The sequence below is a fragment of the Vreelandella titanicae genome, from assembly GCF_014697095.1.
In the GTDB taxonomy this organism is placed as follows: domain Bacteria; phylum Pseudomonadota; class Gammaproteobacteria; order Pseudomonadales; family Halomonadaceae; genus Vreelandella; species Vreelandella titanicae.
Window position 1 is genome coordinate 5,127,214 of record NZ_CP059082.1, and the last position, 19,004, is coordinate 5,146,217.

Sequence of the window (19,004 nt, forward strand, 5' to 3'; positions counted from 1 at the left end):
TCACCCACGAGAACGGGCGGCCTCAGCAATAATGAATGAGCGCCGCCCGTTTTTATTTACTTGCAGTATTTCGACTTAAAAGCGTACTTCTAAACCGCCATACACACTGCGCCCCGGAGCAGGTTCATAGAAGCGACCAAAGGTGCCGTTCAAGCGCACGTTGGCGTAGTGCTCTTCATCTAAGAGATTGCGCACGCCCACATACGCATTTAGCCGTGTATCGCTTCCCAACTGCCAACCATCACCCACCCGCAGGTTCACTAGCCAGTAGCTATCGACTTCTGTCTCATTGGCGTTGTCCGCCACCATATCGCCCACGTACTGGGTTTCCAGCGTGGCAAAGCGCTCATCCAGACCCTGCCAAGTGAGTTGATTGACCCAGGTTTGCTCGGGCAGGCCAGGAATGCGATTCCCGCCAAAGCTTTCAGTTGGTGTAGCAAATTGATCAAACTCATAGCTCGCCAGCGTAACGGCGCTATTCAACCGCCATTGGTCGGCCAACTGCCAGCCCAGCGCCAGCTCGATACCGTCGCGGTCGGTGTCGCCTGCGTTTTGGTAGAAGGTGCGACCGCCGTCATCATACGGCACGAGCTCGTCACGCACGCGCACCGAAAATAGCGCCAGATCGTAATCCATGGCCAGTGGTTCAACGTAGCCCCGCAGCCCCACTTCACGATTCCAGGCTTTTTGCGGCGACACCGACGGGTTAAAACCACCGCCCGCCGGATTGGCAAACTCGGAGAACGTAGGCGTTTCAAACGCCGTACCGGTATTGATATAGGCTTGATGCTGCGGACGATAACGGTAACTTAACCCCGCCGAACCGCTCCACTCATTGAAGGTCTGGTCACCGCTTTGATCGCCATCGTCCTGATAGCGATCATCTACTTCTAGCTCCACTCGGTCAAAGCGTGCGCCAAGCGAGAGCGTTACCTGCTCGGTCAGCGCTAAATCGCCCTGGGCAAATACCCCAGCGGAGGTCGCCGTTTGGGTCTCTTCCGCCAACTGCTCGCCGACCACACCTTGGCCATTTACCGCATTACGAAAGCGCTCGTCGTCTTGACGCGCCACATCGACACCGGTGATATAGCTCAGCGGCAGGCTGCCCAAGCTGACTTCATGATGATACTCAGCACTCGCGCCCAGATAATCACGCTGGTAGCCGATACGGCTATCGCCCACGTAGGGTAGCTGCTGCTCAAAATCACGCTGCGCAACAAAGCCTTTTAAATAGAACTCACCAGGGCCGGCGGATAAATCTTCGTACTGTAAGCCAAGAAGCTGCTGATCTACGTTCTGCCCTGCATCCAATGCCAATGAGTTCGGCGCTGCTTGATCACGACCACTGGCCACTTCACGCGCGTTCAGCGCGCCAGGGTCTTCGGAACGGGGATTGTCAAGCAGGTTGATAATCGCGGTTAACGCCCGATCACTGCCTAACTCTCGGCGCAGTTTGGCATTCAGCAGGTATTTCTCCGTAGAGCTCTGCTCCCGATAACCATCCACATTGAGTGCCGAGAAGCTGACGTGGTGCGACCAATCACCCTGGGCTCCACCGGTTTGTACGACTGCCTTACGGTAGCCATCACTGCCCACCTCGGTGCGCACGCTTGAGCCAGGGTTATCGCGACCATCGGCGGTGGTCACATCAATTACCCCACCCGCTGCGTTGCCGTAAAGTACCGAAGAGGGCCCGCGGATAACTTCAATGCGCTCAGCGCTGTCCAGATCAATGGCATCTAACTGTGCCTGACCATCGGGTAACGTATACGGAATGCCATCCACCATCACGGTAATACCGCGAACGCCAAACGGCGCCCGAGCGCCGAAGCCGCGAATGGAGATTCGCTGGCCTTGGGCAAAGTTATCGCGGTTTTGCAAAAACATGCCAGGCACGCGCACTAACGCCTCATCCAGCCGTGTGCGCTGCTGCCCCTGAGCAATCGCCTCACGGTCGAGCGTTGAAACCGCAGCGGGCGTGGCGTAAAGCTCTCGCGATAGTCGTGGCGCCGTCACTTGAAGTGTGGCCAGCGTGTTGTCAGTTGTCGGGCTCTCTTGCGCCCAGCTTTGGCCTGCGCCAAGACAGCTTAATAAACAAAAAGACGTGGTGGTTACTTTTAATGGCACTTTGATGAACACGGAGTCCCTCCCAAACAGCGTAGAGCGGAAATAAATGGCGGAATTGAACGATTGCCTACTTGGCCAGTCATAGGAAATTAGCCAAGGCATGGATAAATAAGTTGATCGTGCCTACACTTGTACAAGTTACACCAATGAAAGCAAAGGAGGCTTCATGGCGTTTACAGCGACTGATCCAATCAAGATGATTTTTGCCGTAATACTTCCCCCACTCGGCGTATTTTTTGAGGTCGGTTTTAAAGGGCATTTCTGGCTGAATATTATTCTAACGCTATTTGGCTTCGTACCGGGCATTATTCATGCGTTTTATGTGATATTGAAGCACTGATACCCGAGAGCAGTAGATTGCTTTAACTAAACAGGCGTCTCTATGTAGGGGCGCCTGTTTGGGTTCAAATGGGATCGTTATCGATGACTACTATGCGTATGGATATGCGTAAAGTCCGGCCATGGCACCTTAGGCTGGCTCAGGGCATACTCTAAGGAGTCGTGCCCACTCACCATCAAGAGCCTCGCCCCTATGCCATTGGGCCATCAACCGCCTCTGCGCGTCGGATTTATCCTACTCCCGCTATTTACCATGAATGCCTTTGCAGGGTTCATCGATTCATTGCGCTTGGCTGCCGACAAGGGTGGCCGAAGCAGGCAAATCCACTGTAGCTGGCAGATCATGGGGCCCGGCCCAATCACCTCCAGCTGCGGCTTGGAGGCCCACCCACAAACACCATATCGTGAACCGGGTGAATTCACTCATATTGCCGTTTGTGGTGGTAATGACTATCTCAATCCCCACGAAGATCAGGCACTGAGTCAATATCTCAAGGAAGCGCATAGCAAAGGAGTGAAACTTGTCGGTGTATGTACTGGCACATTTGCCATTGCCCGTGCAGGCCTGCTGAGAGGCCAACGGGTATGTGTGCACTGGAACGTAATCAATGATTTTCGCCAACAGTTTCCCAAAATCGATGCCACTCCCGATCGAATATTTCTGGAATCCGCCAGGGTAATCACTTGTGCAGGCTCGTCAGGTGCAACGGATATGGCCCTGCACCTGATTCATCGCACATGTGGCCCCGAGAAGGCCCAGCAGGCGGTTCGTCACATGATCTTAAACGGCATGCGTACGTCCAACTCTCCACAAACACACTTTTTTGAAGCCATCCATGAAATTCGCGATGAGCGAGTCCGGGTAGCCGTACTCACCATGGAGCAATCGCTGAATACCCGTCTAAGTGCTTGTGACCTGGCCAAGCGGATCAATTTAAGCCCCCGACAGCTTGATCGACTCTTTCGTCAAGAACTGGGAATCACACCTATGCGCTACTTCAAAATCATGCGCCTGCGCTATGCAGACTGGCTACTCCACCATACCGACAGCTCAATTGCCGATATTGCCGCTGACTGCGGTTTCTCCGATGCCGCTCATCTCGCCCGAGACTTTCATACGCATTTCGCTTGTAGCCCAGGCCAGTCACGCCGTCAGGAAAAACGTTTGTAGCTCTTCGTTAGCCGCCTGCTGTCATGATTTTCAAACAGTTACTACGTGCGCAATCCGTCTAAAAAATTCAATTTTCTGTCTCTTTTATTCTATAAATCATGGTGGCGCAGACCTACTCTAGAGACACGTGATCGTAAAGGTCCGTGACATGACTCCCGCAAAAACAACCTCCGGAGCGTCACCATGAAAGCACTTTCCTCCGTACGATATATTGCTTCCTTCGCCCTAGGGCTCGGTTTGGCAGGCCAGGTAGCAGCCGCCGAGCTAGAGCTTCGAGCGGCGACCATTGGAAGCCAGCAAGGCATCCAGATGGCGGGGTTGAATGCCCTAGCCGCACACGTGGCAGAAGCGACCAATAACAGTGCCGACATAAAACTTTTTCATTCTGGTTCACTTGGCGATCAAGTCAGCAATATAGAAGCAATAGATACACGCTTGTTAGATATCGCCACTATTGAAACGCCGATTACTACCATTGATGAAGATATGGGTATTCTTTCACTTCCCTATCTATTTCGAGACAGGGAGCATGTGAGCAATGTCCTGAGCGGTGAAATCGGTCAAGAGTTAAAAGACAAGCTTCAAAAGCAAGGCTACCGTGTTATCGGTTTTTATGAAGGAGGTTTCCGTCATATTACCAACAATAGTCATGCCATTGAAAAACCTGAGGATCTTGACGGGTTAAGAATCCGTACCCCTGGCAGCCGCCAGCGTGTCGAAATGTTTAATGCCTATGGCGCTAACGCTTCCCCGCTGCCTTATCCAGAACTTTACTCCGCCCTTCAGACCGGTGTCTTCGATGGCCAAGAAAATCCTCTCGTCGAAGTAGAGGCCAGCCGCTTTTACGAAGTACAGGATTACCTTTCACTCTCTGGGCATGTTTACACCGTCGGCTTCCTGCTGATGAACGAGTCACGTTTCCAGGATCTTGATGCCAGCGTTCAGCAAGCTCTACTCGAGGGTGGCGAACAGGCCTTCGAGGCAACAGTTAACTTTGGAGAACAAGCGGATCAGAGCGTCGTGGAGCTTGTAAAAGAGAACGGCATGGAAGTGAACGAGGTAGACACTGACGCCTTCATAGCAGCCTCTCAACCTCTATGGGACTCCTTTACCGAAGGACTGTCACAAGAGGCACGTGACATGGTGCAACGCATCGCCGACCTCCCCTAACGACAGAGCACACTTCCCGGCGGGCACTTCCTGCCCGTCGCTACTCCCGGGAGCACTACCATGCTGGATCGTTTTTTTGAAGCGGTCGCGGCACTGCTGTTGGCTGCCATTACTCTCCTGGCAATAGCGGCAGTGGCTGCGCGCTACATCCTGAATGCCTCGCTATCGTGGAGCGCCGAAGTCTTAGTGGGTCTGCTGGTCTACATTACCTTTTTCTGCGGTTATCTGGCACTTAGGCAAGGCGCTCATCTACGTATTGATGTTATCGCTGCCTTACTTCCCTATCGCGGTCAATGGGTATTGTTCTTTATCAACCAGACACTGATAGGGCTGGTCTGCGTCATCATGATCGTGTGGGGCTTGGAACAAACACTCACCTTTTCCAACCGTACAACGCTGATGCTAGGTGCACCTCAGTGGCTTTTCTACTCCGCCGTGCCTATCTCCGGCGCGGGCATGTTGCTGGAATTGGTTCGCCAGTGTGTCGTTGCCGCCAAGGCAAAGATACCGCCCTATGAAGCTGCTCGAAGAGCCGCTCTGGAGGAGTCAGAGCTATGATTCTACTCGTCATACTACTTGCACTTCTGGCTCTGATTGGGCTGGCCATGCCAATCGCCTTCGCTTTGACACTTGTTTCTATCGGCGTACTCGCTTTTTCCGGTGTCGATATGCTCGTGCTGGTACAGCGCCTATACCGAGGTACCGAGTCCTTTCCGCTATTGGCTGTTCCGCTGTTCATTCTAGCGGGCCAGATAATGAACCACAGCGGTATTTCAGCACGGCTTGTCGATCTGGCTCGTTCCATGGTGGGGGCCATACGGGGTGGGCTGGCGGCGGTCAATATCTTGACCTCCATGTTCTTTGCAGGCATGAGCGGCACCTCCATGTCAGATACGGCCGCCGTGGGCGGTGTGATGATCCCCCAGATGGTCAAACGGGGTTACTCCGCCCCCTTTACTGCCGCCGTGACTGCCTCCTCCTCCACTATTGGCATCATCATTCCTCCCAGCGTGCCCATGGTGTTATTGAGTGCCTATATGGGACTTTCGACAGGGGCGTTATTTGCTGCCGGTCTAGTCTCAGGGCTACTCATTGCCATAGGACTCATGCTTATGGCGTGGTGGATATCGGTGAAACGCCAATATCCTATCGAAGCTGCATTTTCGATCAGGCAACTGGGCAGTAGCTTGGTCAGTGCATTCCCGGCCCTGCTAATGCCAGTCATCATCCTCGGCGGTATCCTCGGCGGCATTTTCACACCGACCGAAGCCTCCGCCGTGGCAGTCGCTTATGGCATCTTCGCTGGCATGGTGCTTTATCGTTCGCTTTCACTACGTGCGCTTTATCGTGCCCTGGTTGAGAGTGCCGTGTTGACCGGTGCGGTCATGTTTGTGACGGCAGCGGCACATACACTCGGCTACACCTTCACTTACCAAAGTCTCGGGCAGCTAGTTCTCGGGCCGATCGCAGCTCTGGATATGGGCCCCATCGGCTTCCTGCTGATTTTGAGCATCGTCTTGATTATTGCCGGTACCTTCCTCGATGGCATCGCGATGATGTTCATAGTGGTGCCACTGTTCCTGCCCAGTGTTCAGTTGCTAGGCATAGACCCTCTCCAGTTCGCCATGGTGGTCATTCTTTGCTGGGGTATTGGCCAGCAGACGCCACCGGTCGGGGCCGCCTTGTTTATTACGAGCGTGATTTCACGTGTCGATATCATCCGCATTACCTACGCCAACCTACCGTTCATTGCCGTGATGTTGGCAGTGCTGCTCGCCGTGATTGTCTGGCCTGCTGGCATGGTCATGAGCGTACCCCGCTGGTTTGGTCTTTAACCCAACACGAATAACCCAACCGCACAGCCCACAGGAAGAAGCAACCATGAAAAACCAACAGTTCCTTGACGTTATCTATACCCATACGGAAGGCGAGCCAACCTGCATCGTGCATGCTGGCATTCCCTACCCGTATGGCAGCAACATTCTATCCAAACGCGCTTATTTGAAAGAGCATCACGACCATGTCCGCACTAGCCTGATGCGTGAGCCCCGCGGCCATCAGCACATGTTTGGTGTTTTTCTAACCCCACCTTCCGATGAGCATCATGACGCTGGCATGCTATGGATGGATGGCGAACAGTTCGTCGACATGTGTGGTCACGGCACCATAGCCCTTTCCATGGCGATGGTTTCTCACCGCTTGGCGCCCCCAGCACAAGAAGACGGCATGACACGCATCCGTTTTGAAACTACCGCTGGCACCGTCGTCTCGGAGGTCAAAGCCGATGCCTACAAAGTGCATTGGACTCGCTTTGAAAATGTGCCCGCCTTCGTGATGGAGCAGGACATTCCTGTTGACGTTCCGGGGCTGGGTACACTAAAGGCTGACCTGGTATTTGGTGGCAACTTCTTCGCTATCATTCGCATTCCATCTGACAAGCAACCCATCTGCCCCGAAAATGGCAGTTATTTTTCGATGGCGGGAGAGGCGGTCAAGGCAGAATTGAATAAACGCATGACGATTCGTCACCCCGTACATGCTCACATCAATGGTCTAAATTTCGTTACGTTCTGGCATGAGGGAACGCAGCCAGATTCACTTTACCGCAACGTCCATGTGTTCTCAGGCGGCAAGCTGGATCGCTCGCCTGGTGGCACTGGAACCAGCGCCATGATGGCCATGTTTCACGCACGAAATGAACTGGAAGAGAACAAGGAAATCTACTCGGAAGGCCTGCTAGGAAGCGGCCGTTTCACGGGCAAAATATTGGGTAAAACCGAAATTGGTGGTTATTCTGCCATTCGTCCAAGCGTGCAAGGTACCGCTGAACTGATCGGTTATGCCAAATGGCTGATTGATGAGAGAGACCCCGTGGGTCGCGGCTTTATGATTGGTTAACGCGATCTCCCCCCTAAGTCGTTCTCAGGGGGGAGATAAACGCACTACCCTCTTACTGCCAAGCCCGCGTCTTCGACGGGCTCCTCTTGCAACTCCTCGCCTTCACTACGGGCTATCACGGAGGTGCCGACCAAGTCGCCTGTCACGTTCAGCGCAGTACACCCCATTCCCACCAGTGCATCGATAGCGGTGAGCAACGCGACGGTTTCAATTGGCAGGCCCACCTGAGCAAACACCGTGGCAATCATTATGATACCGGCCCCCGGCACCCCTGCCGTGCCCACCGACACTAGCGTGCCGATCAACACTATTTGCACCATGCTGATGAAATCCAGCGGTGCACCAATCACGTTGGCGGCAAACACCGCCGAGATGGCGATACGAATCGCCGCTCCATCCATATTTAAAGTAGCCCCTAACGGCAGACTAAAACCATAGATGCTTTTGGGAATTCCTAAGCGGTGGGCAGCATTAACCGTTAGCGGTAACGTACCCGAGCTACTCTGGGTAGCAAACGCCGTGGCCATTGGCGTACGGGCTTCGCGAAAAAAGGTGCGCAGCTTCACGCCAAACAGCCGCATGATGCCGCAATAAATCAGCAGCTGGGTTGCCAGGGCGATATAAAGCACAATCACCATATCGCCCAATGAGAGCAGCGTTGCCAACCCCTGCTGACTCACCGTTTCGGCGACAATCGCAAACACGCCGATGGGCACGTAGTGCAATACCCCCGACATCACTTTTAGAGTGACCTCGTTTAGCGCTTCAATCACCCCATAAAGGCGTTCCCCCATGGCATGCTGGCGCTCCGACTGGCGCATTTTTAGCAGCGCGATGCCAAACACCAGCGCCGTAAAAATAATGCCCAACATGTTGGGTTCGGCAAACGCACCAATAATATTATCCGGCACTATATTCAGCAGCGTATCGACAACGCCTGGATTCTCGGGCACCGAGAAACTGGCACTCTCATCCAACGTCATACCGCTGCCGGGACTAAACAACGTGGCAACCGCTAAGCCCACCATGATCGCCAGCGCTGAAGAGGTAAGGTAATAACCAAACACCTTGCCGCCCACGCGGCCAGCTCTTCCCTCCCGGGACTGATTCACCCCCACCATCAGCGTAAACAGTACAATGGGGACAATCAGAAAAGTAAGCAGCCGTAGCAGCAGGTCACCCAGCGGCGCTAGCCAGGCAGCCACTGTCTCACCACCAATAAGCCCAACGACAACGCCCAGAACAAGCGCAACAGTGACGCGTAAAATCAACGATGCCTGAGCATAGGCCTTCCATATACGAGTCATTTGCGTCCCTACAGATTTGAAGAAGTTGGTAGGTCTAATTTGATAAGCGTACATCACACTCTATTAGTGTGGCACAGCGATATCTACCAGGTGAGTAGGCGGCAATAAATCAAGGCTTGCCTTCATGGTACGCACCTCCTCAGCTGGTGGGCGGCCAAAGAAGCGCTTGAATTCACGACTAAACTGGGAGGGGCTTTCATAGCCCACTCGGCTAGCGGCCGCGGCAGCCGTCAACCCATCACGTATCATTAACAGCCGAGCATGGTGCAAGCGGGTGGATTTAATGTACTGGATAGGTGAGGTCTGGGTGACCGCCTTGAAGTGTACGTGAAAGGCTGGCGCACTCATGCCAGCTTCATTCGCCAGGCTTGCTACTTCCAGCGCATCGGCATAGTTAGCATGAATACGGTTGAGCGCCTTAGCAATTTTACCAAATTGCCCATAATGGGAGAGCGCTGTTCGAACACTGCCGCCCTGCTCTCCCGTCAATACCCGATAGCAGATCTCCCTGACAATAAAAGGGGCAAGAATATGCGCATCCGTTGGTGAGGTAAGCGCATTCAATAAACGTAATGTCGCATCTGCCAGCGGCTCTTCCAGCGGGCTTGAAAGCATGCCGCGCGGCGCCTCAAACCCATACTCGCCTGACGCCTCCAACATCGTCACCAATTCGGCGATTACCACCGCATCCAGGCGGATAGCAATACCCAGCATTGGCTCGTCAGGGCTGGCTTCTGTTTCCGAAGTAAACGGCAAGGGTACTGATAGCACCAAATAGCGCTGCGCATCGTAGATATACACCTCATCTCCCAAATAGCCACGCTTTCGGCCTTGGCAGATGATGACGATACTCGGCTCGTAGAGCACAGAGGTGTTTTTAAGCGGGCGATTGGAACGCATAAAGCGTACGCCGTCCAATAGCGACTGGGTATACCCCTCGTGTGGTGCGAGTTGGTATAAGCATTCGACGATATTGCTGTAAACCACAGAATCGCTCTTCAGTGTCATGTTAACCACCTTGGTCATGCGTGCCGCACCTGAATCAACCATAAGAGCAATATACATGCTGTGTTGCTTGCCTCGCCGCCCACCTTTAACAAACAAATAGGATTAGGCAAGCATGCAATAGGATCGCCTATACAGATGCCAGCCGCAGCAGCTTAATCTTCTCTGGGTACCCACCACCCTTAGGATTATCCAATGACTGCTTTAACAACCCCATCTTCCAAAGTCGTTTTACTGACCGGTGCCAGCAGCGGCATCGGTGAAGCCACTGCTCGCTGGCTTGCAGGTCAAGGGCACCGTTTGATTATTGGCGCACGCCGAACTGATCGGTTGGAAGCATTGACCCACTCCCTTCGCGAAGAGGGCGGCAGCGTGGATTTCCAGGCGCTGGATGTCACCGACCTTAAAGACATGCAGGCGTTTGCGGATTTCGCGATCAAAACCCACGGCCGCATAGATGTCATCGTCAACAACGCGGGCGTCATGCCCCTATCGCCTTTGGCAGCGCTCAAAGTAGATGAGTGGAACCGCATGATCGATGTCAACATTCGCGGCGTACTCAATGGTATCGCCGCTGTTCTGCCTACTATGCAGGCCCAGGAAAGTGGCCAGGTGATCAACATCTCCTCCATCGGTGGCCTCACTGTTATGCCCACCGCAGCAGTCTATTGCGCCACTAAATATGCGGTGCGCGCTATTTCCGATGGGCTACGTCAGGAAACCGACAAGATACGCGTGACCTGTGTCTACCCCGGGGTAGTGGAATCAGAGCTGGCCAATACCATCACCGACTCTGAAACCGCAAAGGCAATCGACCTTTTCCGCCAAATTGCCCTCAAGCCCGAAGCGATCGCCTCCGCCATTGCGCATGCCATCAACCAGCCCGATGACGTGGATACCAGCGATATCGTCGTACGGCCTACGGCGAGTCACTAACTGCGCGTCAGGTGCTGTCCGAGCTTTTGGCCAAACGTAAACATTAGCACGAGCGATATTCATGTAAGAAAACAAGCTTCCCATTTACTGGAAACGTGCCCTGATGGTCGCTGGCATTCTCACTATTTTCCAGCGACCACCTCTAATAGAGGCTCTCACTGCGCCCCATAGGCAAGACAATCCAGAAAGGCTTTGACACGCGCTACAATTCATGACAATGTAGCGCCAGTTGGTTAGCAAGCAAGCATGGTTTCAGAAGTGTACGAAAAAGATTTAGAAATGTACGAGATAGACGTGTACAAAATCTTTCGGCAAGACTGTAATTGTATTCCTTGTTTTATCCGCTATTAATCTGGGTGATACCAGGAACTTTACAAAGCGCTTTGCGCGAAAGGATTTTTACTATGTCTACTGGCACAGTTAAGTGGTTCAACGATACTAAAGGCTTCGGTTTTATTGCTCCTTCTGACGGCGGCGATGACCTGTTTGCCCATTTCTCTGAAATTCAAGCAGACGGCTTCAAAACCCTGCAAGAAGGCGCTAACGTTTCTTTTGACGTTACCCAGGGTAAGAAAGGCCTCCAAGCTTCAAACATCAAGCAAATTTCCTAAGCCCTAGCGCTTAAGAATTTGCTCGAACCTTCTAAGGTTCGGATAACAAGGCCCGCTTATGCGGGCCTTGTTGCGTTTGGGCATATTAAAACTGCGCGTTTAGAGCAGACTAAAGGGAAGCTGCGTTTGCACTACCCTTCTATATTCGCATGTACATCACTATTCGCACATCCACCGTCACCACCAGCACCTCAAGTGCCGCTGCGCGATCACGCCCCTCAGAGCTAGTTCGGTAAAGATGCGGCGTCATCGCCAACAGATCGGCAATTTCCTCACTTCCGTTTAGTGCAATTGAGTAGCTTACCCTCTCGCTGCCATGGTGAATAAAGCCATCGGGCACTACCGTCTCACTCACACGCTCAGCTTTTAACGTGGGGTAGATAATCTCCCGCAGCTCCCTCAAGTGATTAGGCCCCGCTTCAACCTGCAGTAGTACGCCACCGGTTTTCAACACACGAGCAAACTCGCTTACCACTGGAAAGCCAAACATACACAGCACGCTATCCAACGTTCCCGTCTGCACCGGCAAGTGTGCATTACTCCCCACGACCCAGCTGCTTAGCGGTGCCTGCTTAGCATCCTGTTTTGCTGCGGCCAATACCGCCCATTTAGAGATATCCAGCCCCATCAGTGAAAGTGGCTGCGCGTTAGTCGCCGCGTCAGCTAATTGGCGAAGGTAATAACCTTCACCGCAGCCCGCATCCAGGCAGCTAAAAGGCAGTCTGTCTGCCTTTTGAACCTCGGCATGGCCCAACACAGCATGACTGACTGCCTCCGCAATGGGTTGATAGTACCCCGCGTTAAGAAAACGCTGGCGAGCAGCTACCATCGCCTTGCTATCACCCGGATCGTGGGAACGCTTTTGCTGCACAGGTAGTAAATTAACGTAGCCCTGCTTAGCAATATCAAAGCTGTGACCATCAGAGCATCGCCAAACACTATCCGACCAACTGAGTGGTTTTCCGTCTAGCGGGCACGCCAGTGCTTGAAAAGGGGTGATGCTCATATCGGTGTCTTCGCAAAGGTAGATGGGTGCATGCGTTTAGCGAGTCACCAGAATGATGCCAACTAAAATAACGCCACCGCCAATTATAAAATTAATACTCAGCGGCTCATTGAGCAGCAGTGTACCAAACAGAATACCGAAAAGCGGCGCCAAGAAAGAAAACACGCCTAACTGCGAAGCGCGGTAGCGGCGCAGCAAGGTAAACCATAACAGCAGCGCAGCAAACGAAATGATCAGCGTCTGAAAACCAAGGCTGGCTAACGCCATTGGGGTAAACTGCGCGCTCATTAGCTGCCCGGATATAGCCGCCACCGGCAGGAGCAACAACGCCGTCACGCTCAGTTGATAGCTCAGAGTGAGCTCTGCTGGCGCCTCAGAAAGCGAAGTCTTGCGGATCACGACGGTCGTGGCCGCCCATGAGAGGCCAGCGAGCAAGCCCAGCGTATCCCCAATAAGAATCTCGGTGCTGTAAGCACCGCTTGGCGCCATGGCAACCACCATTCCCAGAAATGCCAAGCCAACGCCCCACCACTGGCGAATGGAGAGCTGCTCGCCAGGTACCCAAAGATGCAAACCCAGGGCAGCGAAGATGGGCGCAGTATACAGAAACACCGACATGTGGGACGCCAAGGTATAGGTTAATCCCCAGGCGATAAAAGCGAACTCAGCCGCAAATCCCAGGCCCACCAGCAACCCAGGGCCCCAATGATACCCCACATCCGCCCAGCGAATACCGCGCCAATAAGCCAGCCCGCCGACCAGACACACCGCCAAAGCCGAGCGCAGGGCCATCTGCACCACGGGTGAGATATCCTCAGCCACACCCTTGATCGCCACCTGCTGAAAACCCAACACTAGGCAAAATAGCAGCATCAACGATGCTGCCGCTGCGTCCACTGACTTTCGCTGCGATCGACCAACCATGCAGACAGTGTGGTTGGTGGAGGCTATTCTTTGATTACTCATTGCGGGCTCCTATAACATATAGGTGCCCATTGCAGCAGTAAGCGTCATTGCATACAAACGATTACTTATCGGCCCTAGGCTTAGGAAAACTCACGCTATGAGAATAGAAAGGCTACCGCTGAATGCATTGCGCGCGTTTGCCGAGGCCGTGCGAGAAAATAGCTTCAAAGCCGCCGCTTATCGCCTCGGGGTGACGCCTGGCGCCGTTAGCCGACAGGTCAAACAGTTGGAAGGCCACTTAGGCGTGGTGCTGTTTGAGCGTCATGCCAATGGGGTATGCGTTACCGAAGCAGGCCGGGTACTGGCTGAAGATGTGCAGGCAGGCCTTTTGCGCATCGCAAGCGGCATACAGAACGTCACCGAGCGCTCAGAAGAGGCTTTTCGATTGTTACTGAGTGCACCGCCCTCCTTTCTACAACTCTGGCTACTCCCCCGCTTACCCCGCTTTGAAGCTAATGAACGGCAAATAGAAATCTCTCTGGATGCCGAGGCGCGCTTAACGCCACCGCTGTGGTTGCCCAACAGGGCACGCTTATCATTGCGCTATGGCCAGGGCCCTTGGCCCGGTGTCACCAGCCTACGCCTGTTTGAAGACACGTTATTTCCGGTTTGTTCGCCCTCTCTATTAGCGCAGGCAAACATGCAAACCCCCGACGATTTGCTGGCACAGACACTGCTCACCGTGGATTGGTGCAGCCACGCAGGCCACCCCATTCCAAGCTGGAGCGATTGGTTTAAAAGCGCTGGGGTAGCGCTAACCAAGATGCCCAACCAGCGGCAATACTCGCTTTACAGCTTGGCTCTCGATCAGGCCATTGCCGGGCAAGGCGTGGTACTCGCCAGCTACCCATTGGTGGCTGACCGGCTAGCGAGCGGTGTTTTGGTACGCCCCTTCGCGGAACACTATCCACTCGTTTCTCCGTTCGCCTACGAACTGATTCTACCTAGTAATGGAGAAGCGCCACCGGCGGTAGCTCGATTCACGGAGTGGCTTGAGCACGAAGCTGCCAGCTTTCGTGATACATCACTATAGCGGTGGCAGTCTCAACCTTTATTTCATCTACCTTCTTACTTAACCCTCACGCTTATAGCCTTGGAACAGCCCATACTGCCACTGCCGTACCGCCAGCACCGAGGTCGTGCCAAACCGCTGATGAATGGGTAGCCCACTCTCTCGTTCGCATAGCGCATGAAACTCTTTCGCCAAGCGTTGCATGGTCTGCTGCCATTCAGCATTTCCCGCAGGGGATAATAGTCCGTTAAGGACAATGAGTTTTTCGCTGTCACTATCAAAACGGGAACGGAAAAACTCGTTGGCGATATGCTGTTGAAAGAAACGCTGTATCGGCCCATCCGCCCGCCAGCGGAAATTAGCAGCGACCCGCCGTCGGATCCGGTTATCGGGAAGTAGCTCTACAAGCTTAAGCCGCTCAAGCTTCAGTAACTGCCGGATACATTCTGCTTCACTGAGCTGGTACTGGTGATGAATTTCGTCGAAGCTATAGCCATTGATGACGCAGACAGCCACCAGAAACAGCTCACGGTCATCCACAATACTCTGCTCTTGGCCATGGGTTAGCTCCTGCAAACGCTGCTCGTCCGCTTGCATGGTCTGCACCAGTTCAGCGAATTCGATATTTAGCTGGTCGCAGATGCACTCTAACCGCGATAGCGTAAAGTGCTTCTCTGCGAACAGGCGCTTCACGGAGGCCTCGCTCAGTGCCAACCACTGAGCAACATCGGCATAGGTTTTACCCTGAGCGCGGAGCTGGCGCTTTAGCGTTTCAATCAGCGAATCGGCTTGGGACATTGAAATCTCATCAGTGAAATGAAAGAACAGACAACATAAAAGTAGCAAATAACGATACCGACCAGCACCCATAACACAACTTTGTGCAAATGAGTTGCAACCAGTAAGCCTCACAGAGAAAGTGCTACGACTTCCAGGGATTAAGAAGGCTAAACAACGATGCACCGACTACTGCACTTGAAGGGCGCTTTGCCCTATTTGATCGCTATTTTTCTCAATGCCTTTGTGGATCTAGGCCACAAGATCGTCATTCAGAACACGATCTTCAAAAGTTACGATGGCGAAGCACAGGTCGTACTCACCGCACTGGTCAACGGACTTATCCTGCTGCCGTTTATTTTACTGTTCAGCCCGGCGGGCCATGTGGCTGACAGCTATCCCAAGGTACGTGTTCTGCGCACATCGGCCTGGGCCGCCGTCGTGGTCTCACTGGGCATCACCGCCGCTTACTACCAGGGCTGGTTCTGGTTGGCATTTTCCATGACGCTGCTGCTGGCGATTCAATCGGCCTTTTACTCACCGGCCAAATACGGCCTGGTAAAAGGGCTATTCGGCAAGCCGCGTTTGGCGGAAGCCAACGGGCTGATCCAGGCCGTTACGATTGGCGCCATTCTAGCGGGCACCGTGGCGTTTACCGCACTGTTTGAAACCTGGATTACCCCTGATGATCAAACCCCAGCACAGCTGTTGCGCCAAATAGCCCCTCTGGGCTGGCTGCTGGTGCTCAATAGCGCCATCCAGGTCGTAACGCTTTACCGCCTTCCGCTTGATGCATCCAATCGATCAGAGTCGCCGCTGACCTGGCAGCGCTACATCAAGGGTGCTGCCTTGAAAGACAACCTGAGAATTATCGCTCGCCAGCCTGTCATCAGGCTCTCCATTATCGGCCTTGCCACCTTTTGGTCAGTGGGCCAAGTGCTGCTGGCGGCCTTTCCTGCTTATGCCAAAGATGCCCTGAGTATCGATAACACCTTAGTGCTTCAGGGAATTCTCGCCGCTAGCGGCATCGGAATTGCGCTTGGCTCGCTATTCGCCAGCAAACTTTCCCACAACCGTATTGAAACCGGCTTGATCCCCGTAGGCGCTATTGGGGTGGCCGTGGGTTTATGGTGCTTGCCGCTGTTGACCACACCCGTTGGCCAAGCGCTGAACTTTGTGTTCATCGGCATCATGGGTGGGCTGTTCATCGTGCCGCTCAATGCGCTGATTCAGTTTCACGCCGCCGACAACGAGCTAGGCACCGTACTGGCCGCCAACAACTGGATTCAAAACATCGCCATGATGGGCTTTTTGGTGCTCACGGCGCTGTTCGCGTTGGCGGGAGTGAATAGCCACTACCTGCTGCTACTGATCGCTACCGTGGCCATGGTGGGCGGTGGTTACACCATTGTTAAGCTGCCCCAAAGCTTGGTGCGCTTTCTGTTGAGCTTCCTGCTGACACGCCGCTATCGCGTAGACGTCCATGGCTTACAGAACCTGCCCGCCCAGGGCGGCGTGCTGCTATTGGGCAACCATATCAGTTGGGTGGATTGGGCCATGGTACAGATCGCCAGCCCTCGACCGGTGCGTTTCGTGATGCTCAGATCGGTTTACCAGCGTTGGTACCTGCGCTGGTTCTTCAAAGCCTTGGGCTGTATTCCCATCGAGCGTGGCAGCGGTGCCGAAAAGGCCCTAGCCGGTGTTGCTGAACAGCTCAACGCAGGCGAAGTGGTGTGCCTGTTTCCTGAAGGGGCGATCAGCCGCACTGGTCAACTGGGCGAATTCCGCCGCGGTTACGAGCGTGCCTGTGACATGGCAAATCCAGACGTCAAAATTGTGCCCTTCTACCTGCGAGGCCTGTGGGGCAGCCAGTTCTCCCGATCTTCCAGCAAGCTTAAAGAGCTGCGCAATGCGCCTCTGCACCGCTCGGTAGTGGTCGCCTTTGGCAAGCCGCTGCCCAAGGACACCCCCGCCGATGTGCTAAAACGACGTATTTTTGAGCAGGCTACCCGCTCTTGGCAGCGGGCCATGGGCGAGCTCCCGAGCCTGCCTAACGCCTGGATTCAAAGCGTTAAGCGCCGCCCTAGCGAGCTTGCCCTGGCCGATACGCTGGGCCGCCCACTCAACGCAAGCCAAGCGCTTACCGCCAGCCTGCTGATGGCAAAACGGATTCGCAAACTCAACCCAGGACATAACGTTGGCCTGCTGCTGCCCACCAGCAGTGCCGGGGTCATTGCCAATATGGCCACGCTGCTGGCCGGTAAAACACTGGTGAACCTGAATTATACCGCCGACCAGGAAGCACTTTCCTCGGCCCTTTCCCAGGCGGAAATCACCACCGTGTTCACCTCACAGCGCTTTGTGAAGAAGCTTGAGCAGCGCGGGCTCAACGTTAGTCAATTGCTTAGCGAGCAGCAGGTGGTCTTTTTAGAAGATCTGCAAACCTCGATTGGCCGTGCCGAACGTTTGAGCACCTGGCTTGCGGTGAGAATACTGCCGACTTGGCTAATACAACGTTGTTTCTGCCACGGCCACGATGCCGACGCCACCGCCGCCATCCTGTTCTCCAGCGGAAGTGAAGGCGAACCCAAGGGCGTGATGCTCAGTCACCGCAACCTGATGGCCAATATCAAGCAAACCTCCGACGTGCTCAACACCCAGAGCAACGACGTGGTAATGGGCTCCCTGCCGCTGTTTCACGCCTTTGGCCTTACGGTCACCCAGCTGCTACCGCTGATTGAAGGGCTGCCGTTGGTGTGCCACGCCGACCCCACCGATGCCCCCGGCATTGCGGGCGCTATTGCCAAGCACAAAGCCACTATCATGTTCGGCACCTCCAGCTTTTTAAGACTGTTTATACGCAGCTCAAAGGTGCATCCGTTAATGCTGGAGAGCTTGAGGGTGGTGGTTGCCGGAGCTGAGAAGCTCGACGAAAACGTGCGTAGCAGCTTTGCGCTAAAATTCCACAAGCCTATTTATGAAGGCTACGGTGCCACGGAAATCGCCCCAGTCGCCTCAGTGAATCTGCCCGACGCCATGGGCGTTCACTATCAACAGGTGCAGCGGGGCAGCAAAGCAGGCACCGTCGGTATGCCTTTGCCCGGCACCAGCTTCAAAATCGTCGACCCTGACAGCTTTGAAGAGCTGCCGACCGGTGAGGCCGGTATGATATTGATTAGCGGCCCGCAAATAATGCAGGGCTATCTCAATGACCCCAACCGCACGGCCAAGGCACTCCACGTGATCGATGGCCACCGCTGGTACATAACAGGGGATAAAGGCTTTCTCGATGAAGATGGCTTCTTAACCCTGCTTGACCGCTACGCTCGCTTTGCCAAAATAGGCGGTGAAATGATCAGTCTCAGTGCCGTTGAAACGGCGGTTAAGGCGGCTCTGGAGGATACAGACACCGCGCTGATGGCAGTGAGTATTCCCGATAGCCGCAAGGGCGAGCGCATTGTGCTGCTTTCAGAAACAGCGTTAGACGCCAAAACCGTCAAGGCCACTATGCTCGCTAACGGTACGCCACCCATGATGATCCCCAGCCATTGGTTTACGGTAGAGACCATCCCTCACCTTGGCTCTGGAAAAGCGGACTTTGCAGGGGCGAAACGTTTGGCCAAAGAACTGATAGAGGAAGAACTGAAGCATTAAAAGCTGATGTTGGAATGAGATACTG

General features: G+C 54.1%; 16 protein-coding genes. 10 read left to right on the forward strand and 6 right to left on the reverse strand.

Annotated elements, in window-relative coordinates:
• Window positions 1–75: 75 nt before the first annotated feature.
• A complete protein-coding gene (locus HZS52_RS23570) occupies window positions 76–2,139 on the reverse strand; it encodes a TonB-dependent receptor family protein (RefSeq protein ID WP_022523621.1) in 2,064 nt (687 codons plus the stop codon).
• Window positions 2,140–2,293: 154 nt separating this feature from the next.
• Here HZS52_RS23570 and HZS52_RS23575 point away from each other — a divergent pair, with 154 nt between their 5' ends.
• From HZS52_RS23575 to HZS52_RS23600, 6 genes are all read left to right on the forward strand, one after another.
• Window positions 2,294–2,467, forward strand: a complete 174-nt coding sequence (locus tag HZS52_RS23575; RefSeq protein WP_009722289.1) for a YqaE/Pmp3 family membrane protein — start codon at window positions 2,294–2,296, stop codon at window positions 2,465–2,467.
• 192 nt (window positions 2,468–2,659) lie between these two features.
• Window positions 2,660–3,637 (forward strand): GlxA family transcriptional regulator, encoded by a 978-nt coding sequence (locus HZS52_RS23580; RefSeq protein WP_190373853.1) that lies wholly within the window; start codon window positions 2,660–2,662, stop codon window positions 3,635–3,637.
• A gap of 183 nt (window positions 3,638–3,820) precedes the next feature.
• Complete coding sequence (locus HZS52_RS23585) at window positions 3,821–4,807, forward strand: TRAP transporter substrate-binding protein (protein WP_022523623.1); 987 nt, start codon at window positions 3,821–3,823, stop codon at window positions 4,805–4,807.
• A gap of 60 nt (window positions 4,808–4,867) precedes the next feature.
• Window positions 4,868–5,365: a TRAP transporter small permease gene (locus tag HZS52_RS23590; RefSeq protein WP_022523624.1), complete on the forward strand. Its 498-nt coding sequence runs from the start codon at window positions 4,868–4,870 to the stop codon at window positions 5,363–5,365.
• Entirely contained in the window at window positions 5,362–6,642 is a 1,281-nt protein-coding gene (locus HZS52_RS23595) for a TRAP transporter large permease (RefSeq protein WP_027957204.1), read from the forward strand. The genes HZS52_RS23590 and HZS52_RS23595 overlap by 4 nt, the downstream gene beginning before the upstream one ends.
• 46 nt (window positions 6,643–6,688) lie before the next feature.
• Window positions 6,689–7,705, forward strand: coding sequence for a proline racemase family protein (locus HZS52_RS23600; protein WP_190373854.1), 1,017 nt, complete (start codon window positions 6,689–6,691; stop codon window positions 7,703–7,705).
• A 44-nt stretch (window positions 7,706–7,749) separates the two neighbouring features.
• Here HZS52_RS23600 and HZS52_RS23605 read toward each other — a convergent pair whose 3' ends face one another.
• Window positions 7,750–9,012: a dicarboxylate/amino acid:cation symporter gene (locus tag HZS52_RS23605; RefSeq protein ID WP_190373855.1), complete on the reverse strand. Its 1,263-nt coding sequence runs from the start codon at window positions 9,010–9,012 to the stop codon at window positions 7,750–7,752.
• 63 nt (window positions 9,013–9,075) lie between these two features.
• Complete coding sequence (locus HZS52_RS23610; protein ID WP_027957206.1) at window positions 9,076–10,020, reverse strand: AraC family transcriptional regulator; 945 nt, start codon at window positions 10,018–10,020, stop codon at window positions 9,076–9,078.
• 192 nt (window positions 10,021–10,212) lie between these two features.
• Here HZS52_RS23610 and HZS52_RS23615 point away from each other — a divergent pair, with 192 nt between their 5' ends.
• Both HZS52_RS23615 and HZS52_RS23620 read left to right on the forward strand, forming a co-directional pair.
• The gene (locus HZS52_RS23615) at window positions 10,213–10,953 is read left to right on the forward strand and encodes an SDR family oxidoreductase (protein ID WP_022523629.1); all 741 of its coding nucleotides are present in this window, start codon (window positions 10,213–10,215) and stop codon (window positions 10,951–10,953) included.
• Between the two features lie 404 nt (window positions 10,954–11,357).
• Window positions 11,358–11,564, forward strand: a complete 207-nt coding sequence (locus HZS52_RS23620; protein WP_007111402.1) for a cold-shock protein — start codon at window positions 11,358–11,360, stop codon at window positions 11,562–11,564.
• 139 nt (window positions 11,565–11,703) lie between these two features.
• On the opposite strand, the gene HZS52_RS23625 is transcribed toward HZS52_RS23620, so the two are convergent.
• Entirely contained in the window at window positions 11,704–12,570 is an 867-nt protein-coding gene (locus tag HZS52_RS23625; RefSeq protein WP_022523630.1) for a putative RNA methyltransferase, read from the reverse strand.
• Between the two features lie 36 nt (window positions 12,571–12,606).
• Complete coding sequence (locus HZS52_RS23630) at window positions 12,607–13,536, reverse strand: DMT family transporter (protein ID WP_022523631.1); 930 nt, start codon at window positions 13,534–13,536, stop codon at window positions 12,607–12,609.
• A gap of 97 nt (window positions 13,537–13,633) precedes the next feature.
• Between HZS52_RS23630 and HZS52_RS23635 the strand changes: the two genes are divergently transcribed.
• Window positions 13,634–14,569, forward strand: a complete 936-nt coding sequence (locus HZS52_RS23635) for a LysR substrate-binding domain-containing protein (protein ID WP_022523632.1) — start codon at window positions 13,634–13,636, stop codon at window positions 14,567–14,569.
• 39 nt (window positions 14,570–14,608) lie between these two features.
• Here HZS52_RS23635 and HZS52_RS23640 read toward each other — a convergent pair whose 3' ends face one another.
• Window positions 14,609–15,346 (reverse strand): helix-turn-helix domain-containing protein, encoded by a 738-nt coding sequence (locus HZS52_RS23640; protein ID WP_022523633.1) that lies wholly within the window; start codon window positions 15,344–15,346, stop codon window positions 14,609–14,611.
• Between the two features lie 159 nt (window positions 15,347–15,505).
• Here HZS52_RS23640 and HZS52_RS23645 point away from each other — a divergent pair, with 159 nt between their 5' ends.
• Window positions 15,506–18,979 (forward strand): acyl-[ACP]--phospholipid O-acyltransferase, encoded by a 3,474-nt coding sequence (locus HZS52_RS23645; protein ID WP_190373856.1) that lies wholly within the window; start codon window positions 15,506–15,508, stop codon window positions 18,977–18,979.
• Window positions 18,980–19,004: the final 25 nt, after the last annotated feature.

Bases quoted from the DNA above. Each gene is read 5' to 3' on its own strand.
- HZS52_RS23630 (WP_022523631.1), bottom strand. From the start codon at position 13,536: ATGAGTAATCAAAGAATAGCCTCCACCAACCACACTGTCTGCATGGTT.
- HZS52_RS23585 (WP_022523623.1), top strand. From the start codon at position 3,821: ATGAAAGCACTTTCCTCCGTACGATATATTGCTTCCTTCGCCCTAGGG.
- HZS52_RS23580 (WP_190373853.1), top strand. From the start codon at position 2,660: ATGCCATTGGGCCATCAACCGCCTCTGCGCGTCGGATTTATCCTACTC.
- HZS52_RS23605 (WP_190373855.1), bottom strand. From the start codon at position 9,012: ATGACTCGTATATGGAAGGCCTATGCTCAGGCATCGTTGATTTTACGC.
- HZS52_RS23590 (WP_022523624.1), top strand. From the start codon at position 4,868: ATGCTGGATCGTTTTTTTGAAGCGGTCGCGGCACTGCTGTTGGCTGCC.
- HZS52_RS23645 (WP_190373856.1), top strand. From the start codon at position 15,506: ATGCACCGACTACTGCACTTGAAGGGCGCTTTGCCCTATTTGATCGCT.
- HZS52_RS23610 (WP_027957206.1), bottom strand. From the start codon at position 10,020: ATGACACTGAAGAGCGATTCTGTGGTTTACAGCAATATCGTCGAATGC.
- HZS52_RS23625 (WP_022523630.1), bottom strand. From the start codon at position 12,570: ATGAGCATCACCCCTTTTCAAGCACTGGCGTGCCCGCTAGACGGAAAA.
- HZS52_RS23620 (WP_007111402.1), top strand. From the start codon at position 11,358: ATGTCTACTGGCACAGTTAAGTGGTTCAACGATACTAAAGGCTTCGGT.
- HZS52_RS23595 (WP_027957204.1), top strand. From the start codon at position 5,362: ATGATTCTACTCGTCATACTACTTGCACTTCTGGCTCTGATTGGGCTG.
- HZS52_RS23635 (WP_022523632.1), top strand. From the start codon at position 13,634: ATGAGAATAGAAAGGCTACCGCTGAATGCATTGCGCGCGTTTGCCGAG.
- HZS52_RS23600 (WP_190373854.1), top strand. From the start codon at position 6,689: ATGAAAAACCAACAGTTCCTTGACGTTATCTATACCCATACGGAAGGC.
- HZS52_RS23615 (WP_022523629.1), top strand. From the start codon at position 10,213: ATGACTGCTTTAACAACCCCATCTTCCAAAGTCGTTTTACTGACCGGT.
- HZS52_RS23640 (WP_022523633.1), bottom strand. From the start codon at position 15,346: ATGTCCCAAGCCGATTCGCTGATTGAAACGCTAAAGCGCCAGCTCCGC.
- HZS52_RS23575 (WP_009722289.1), top strand. From the start codon at position 2,294: ATGGCGTTTACAGCGACTGATCCAATCAAGATGATTTTTGCCGTAATA.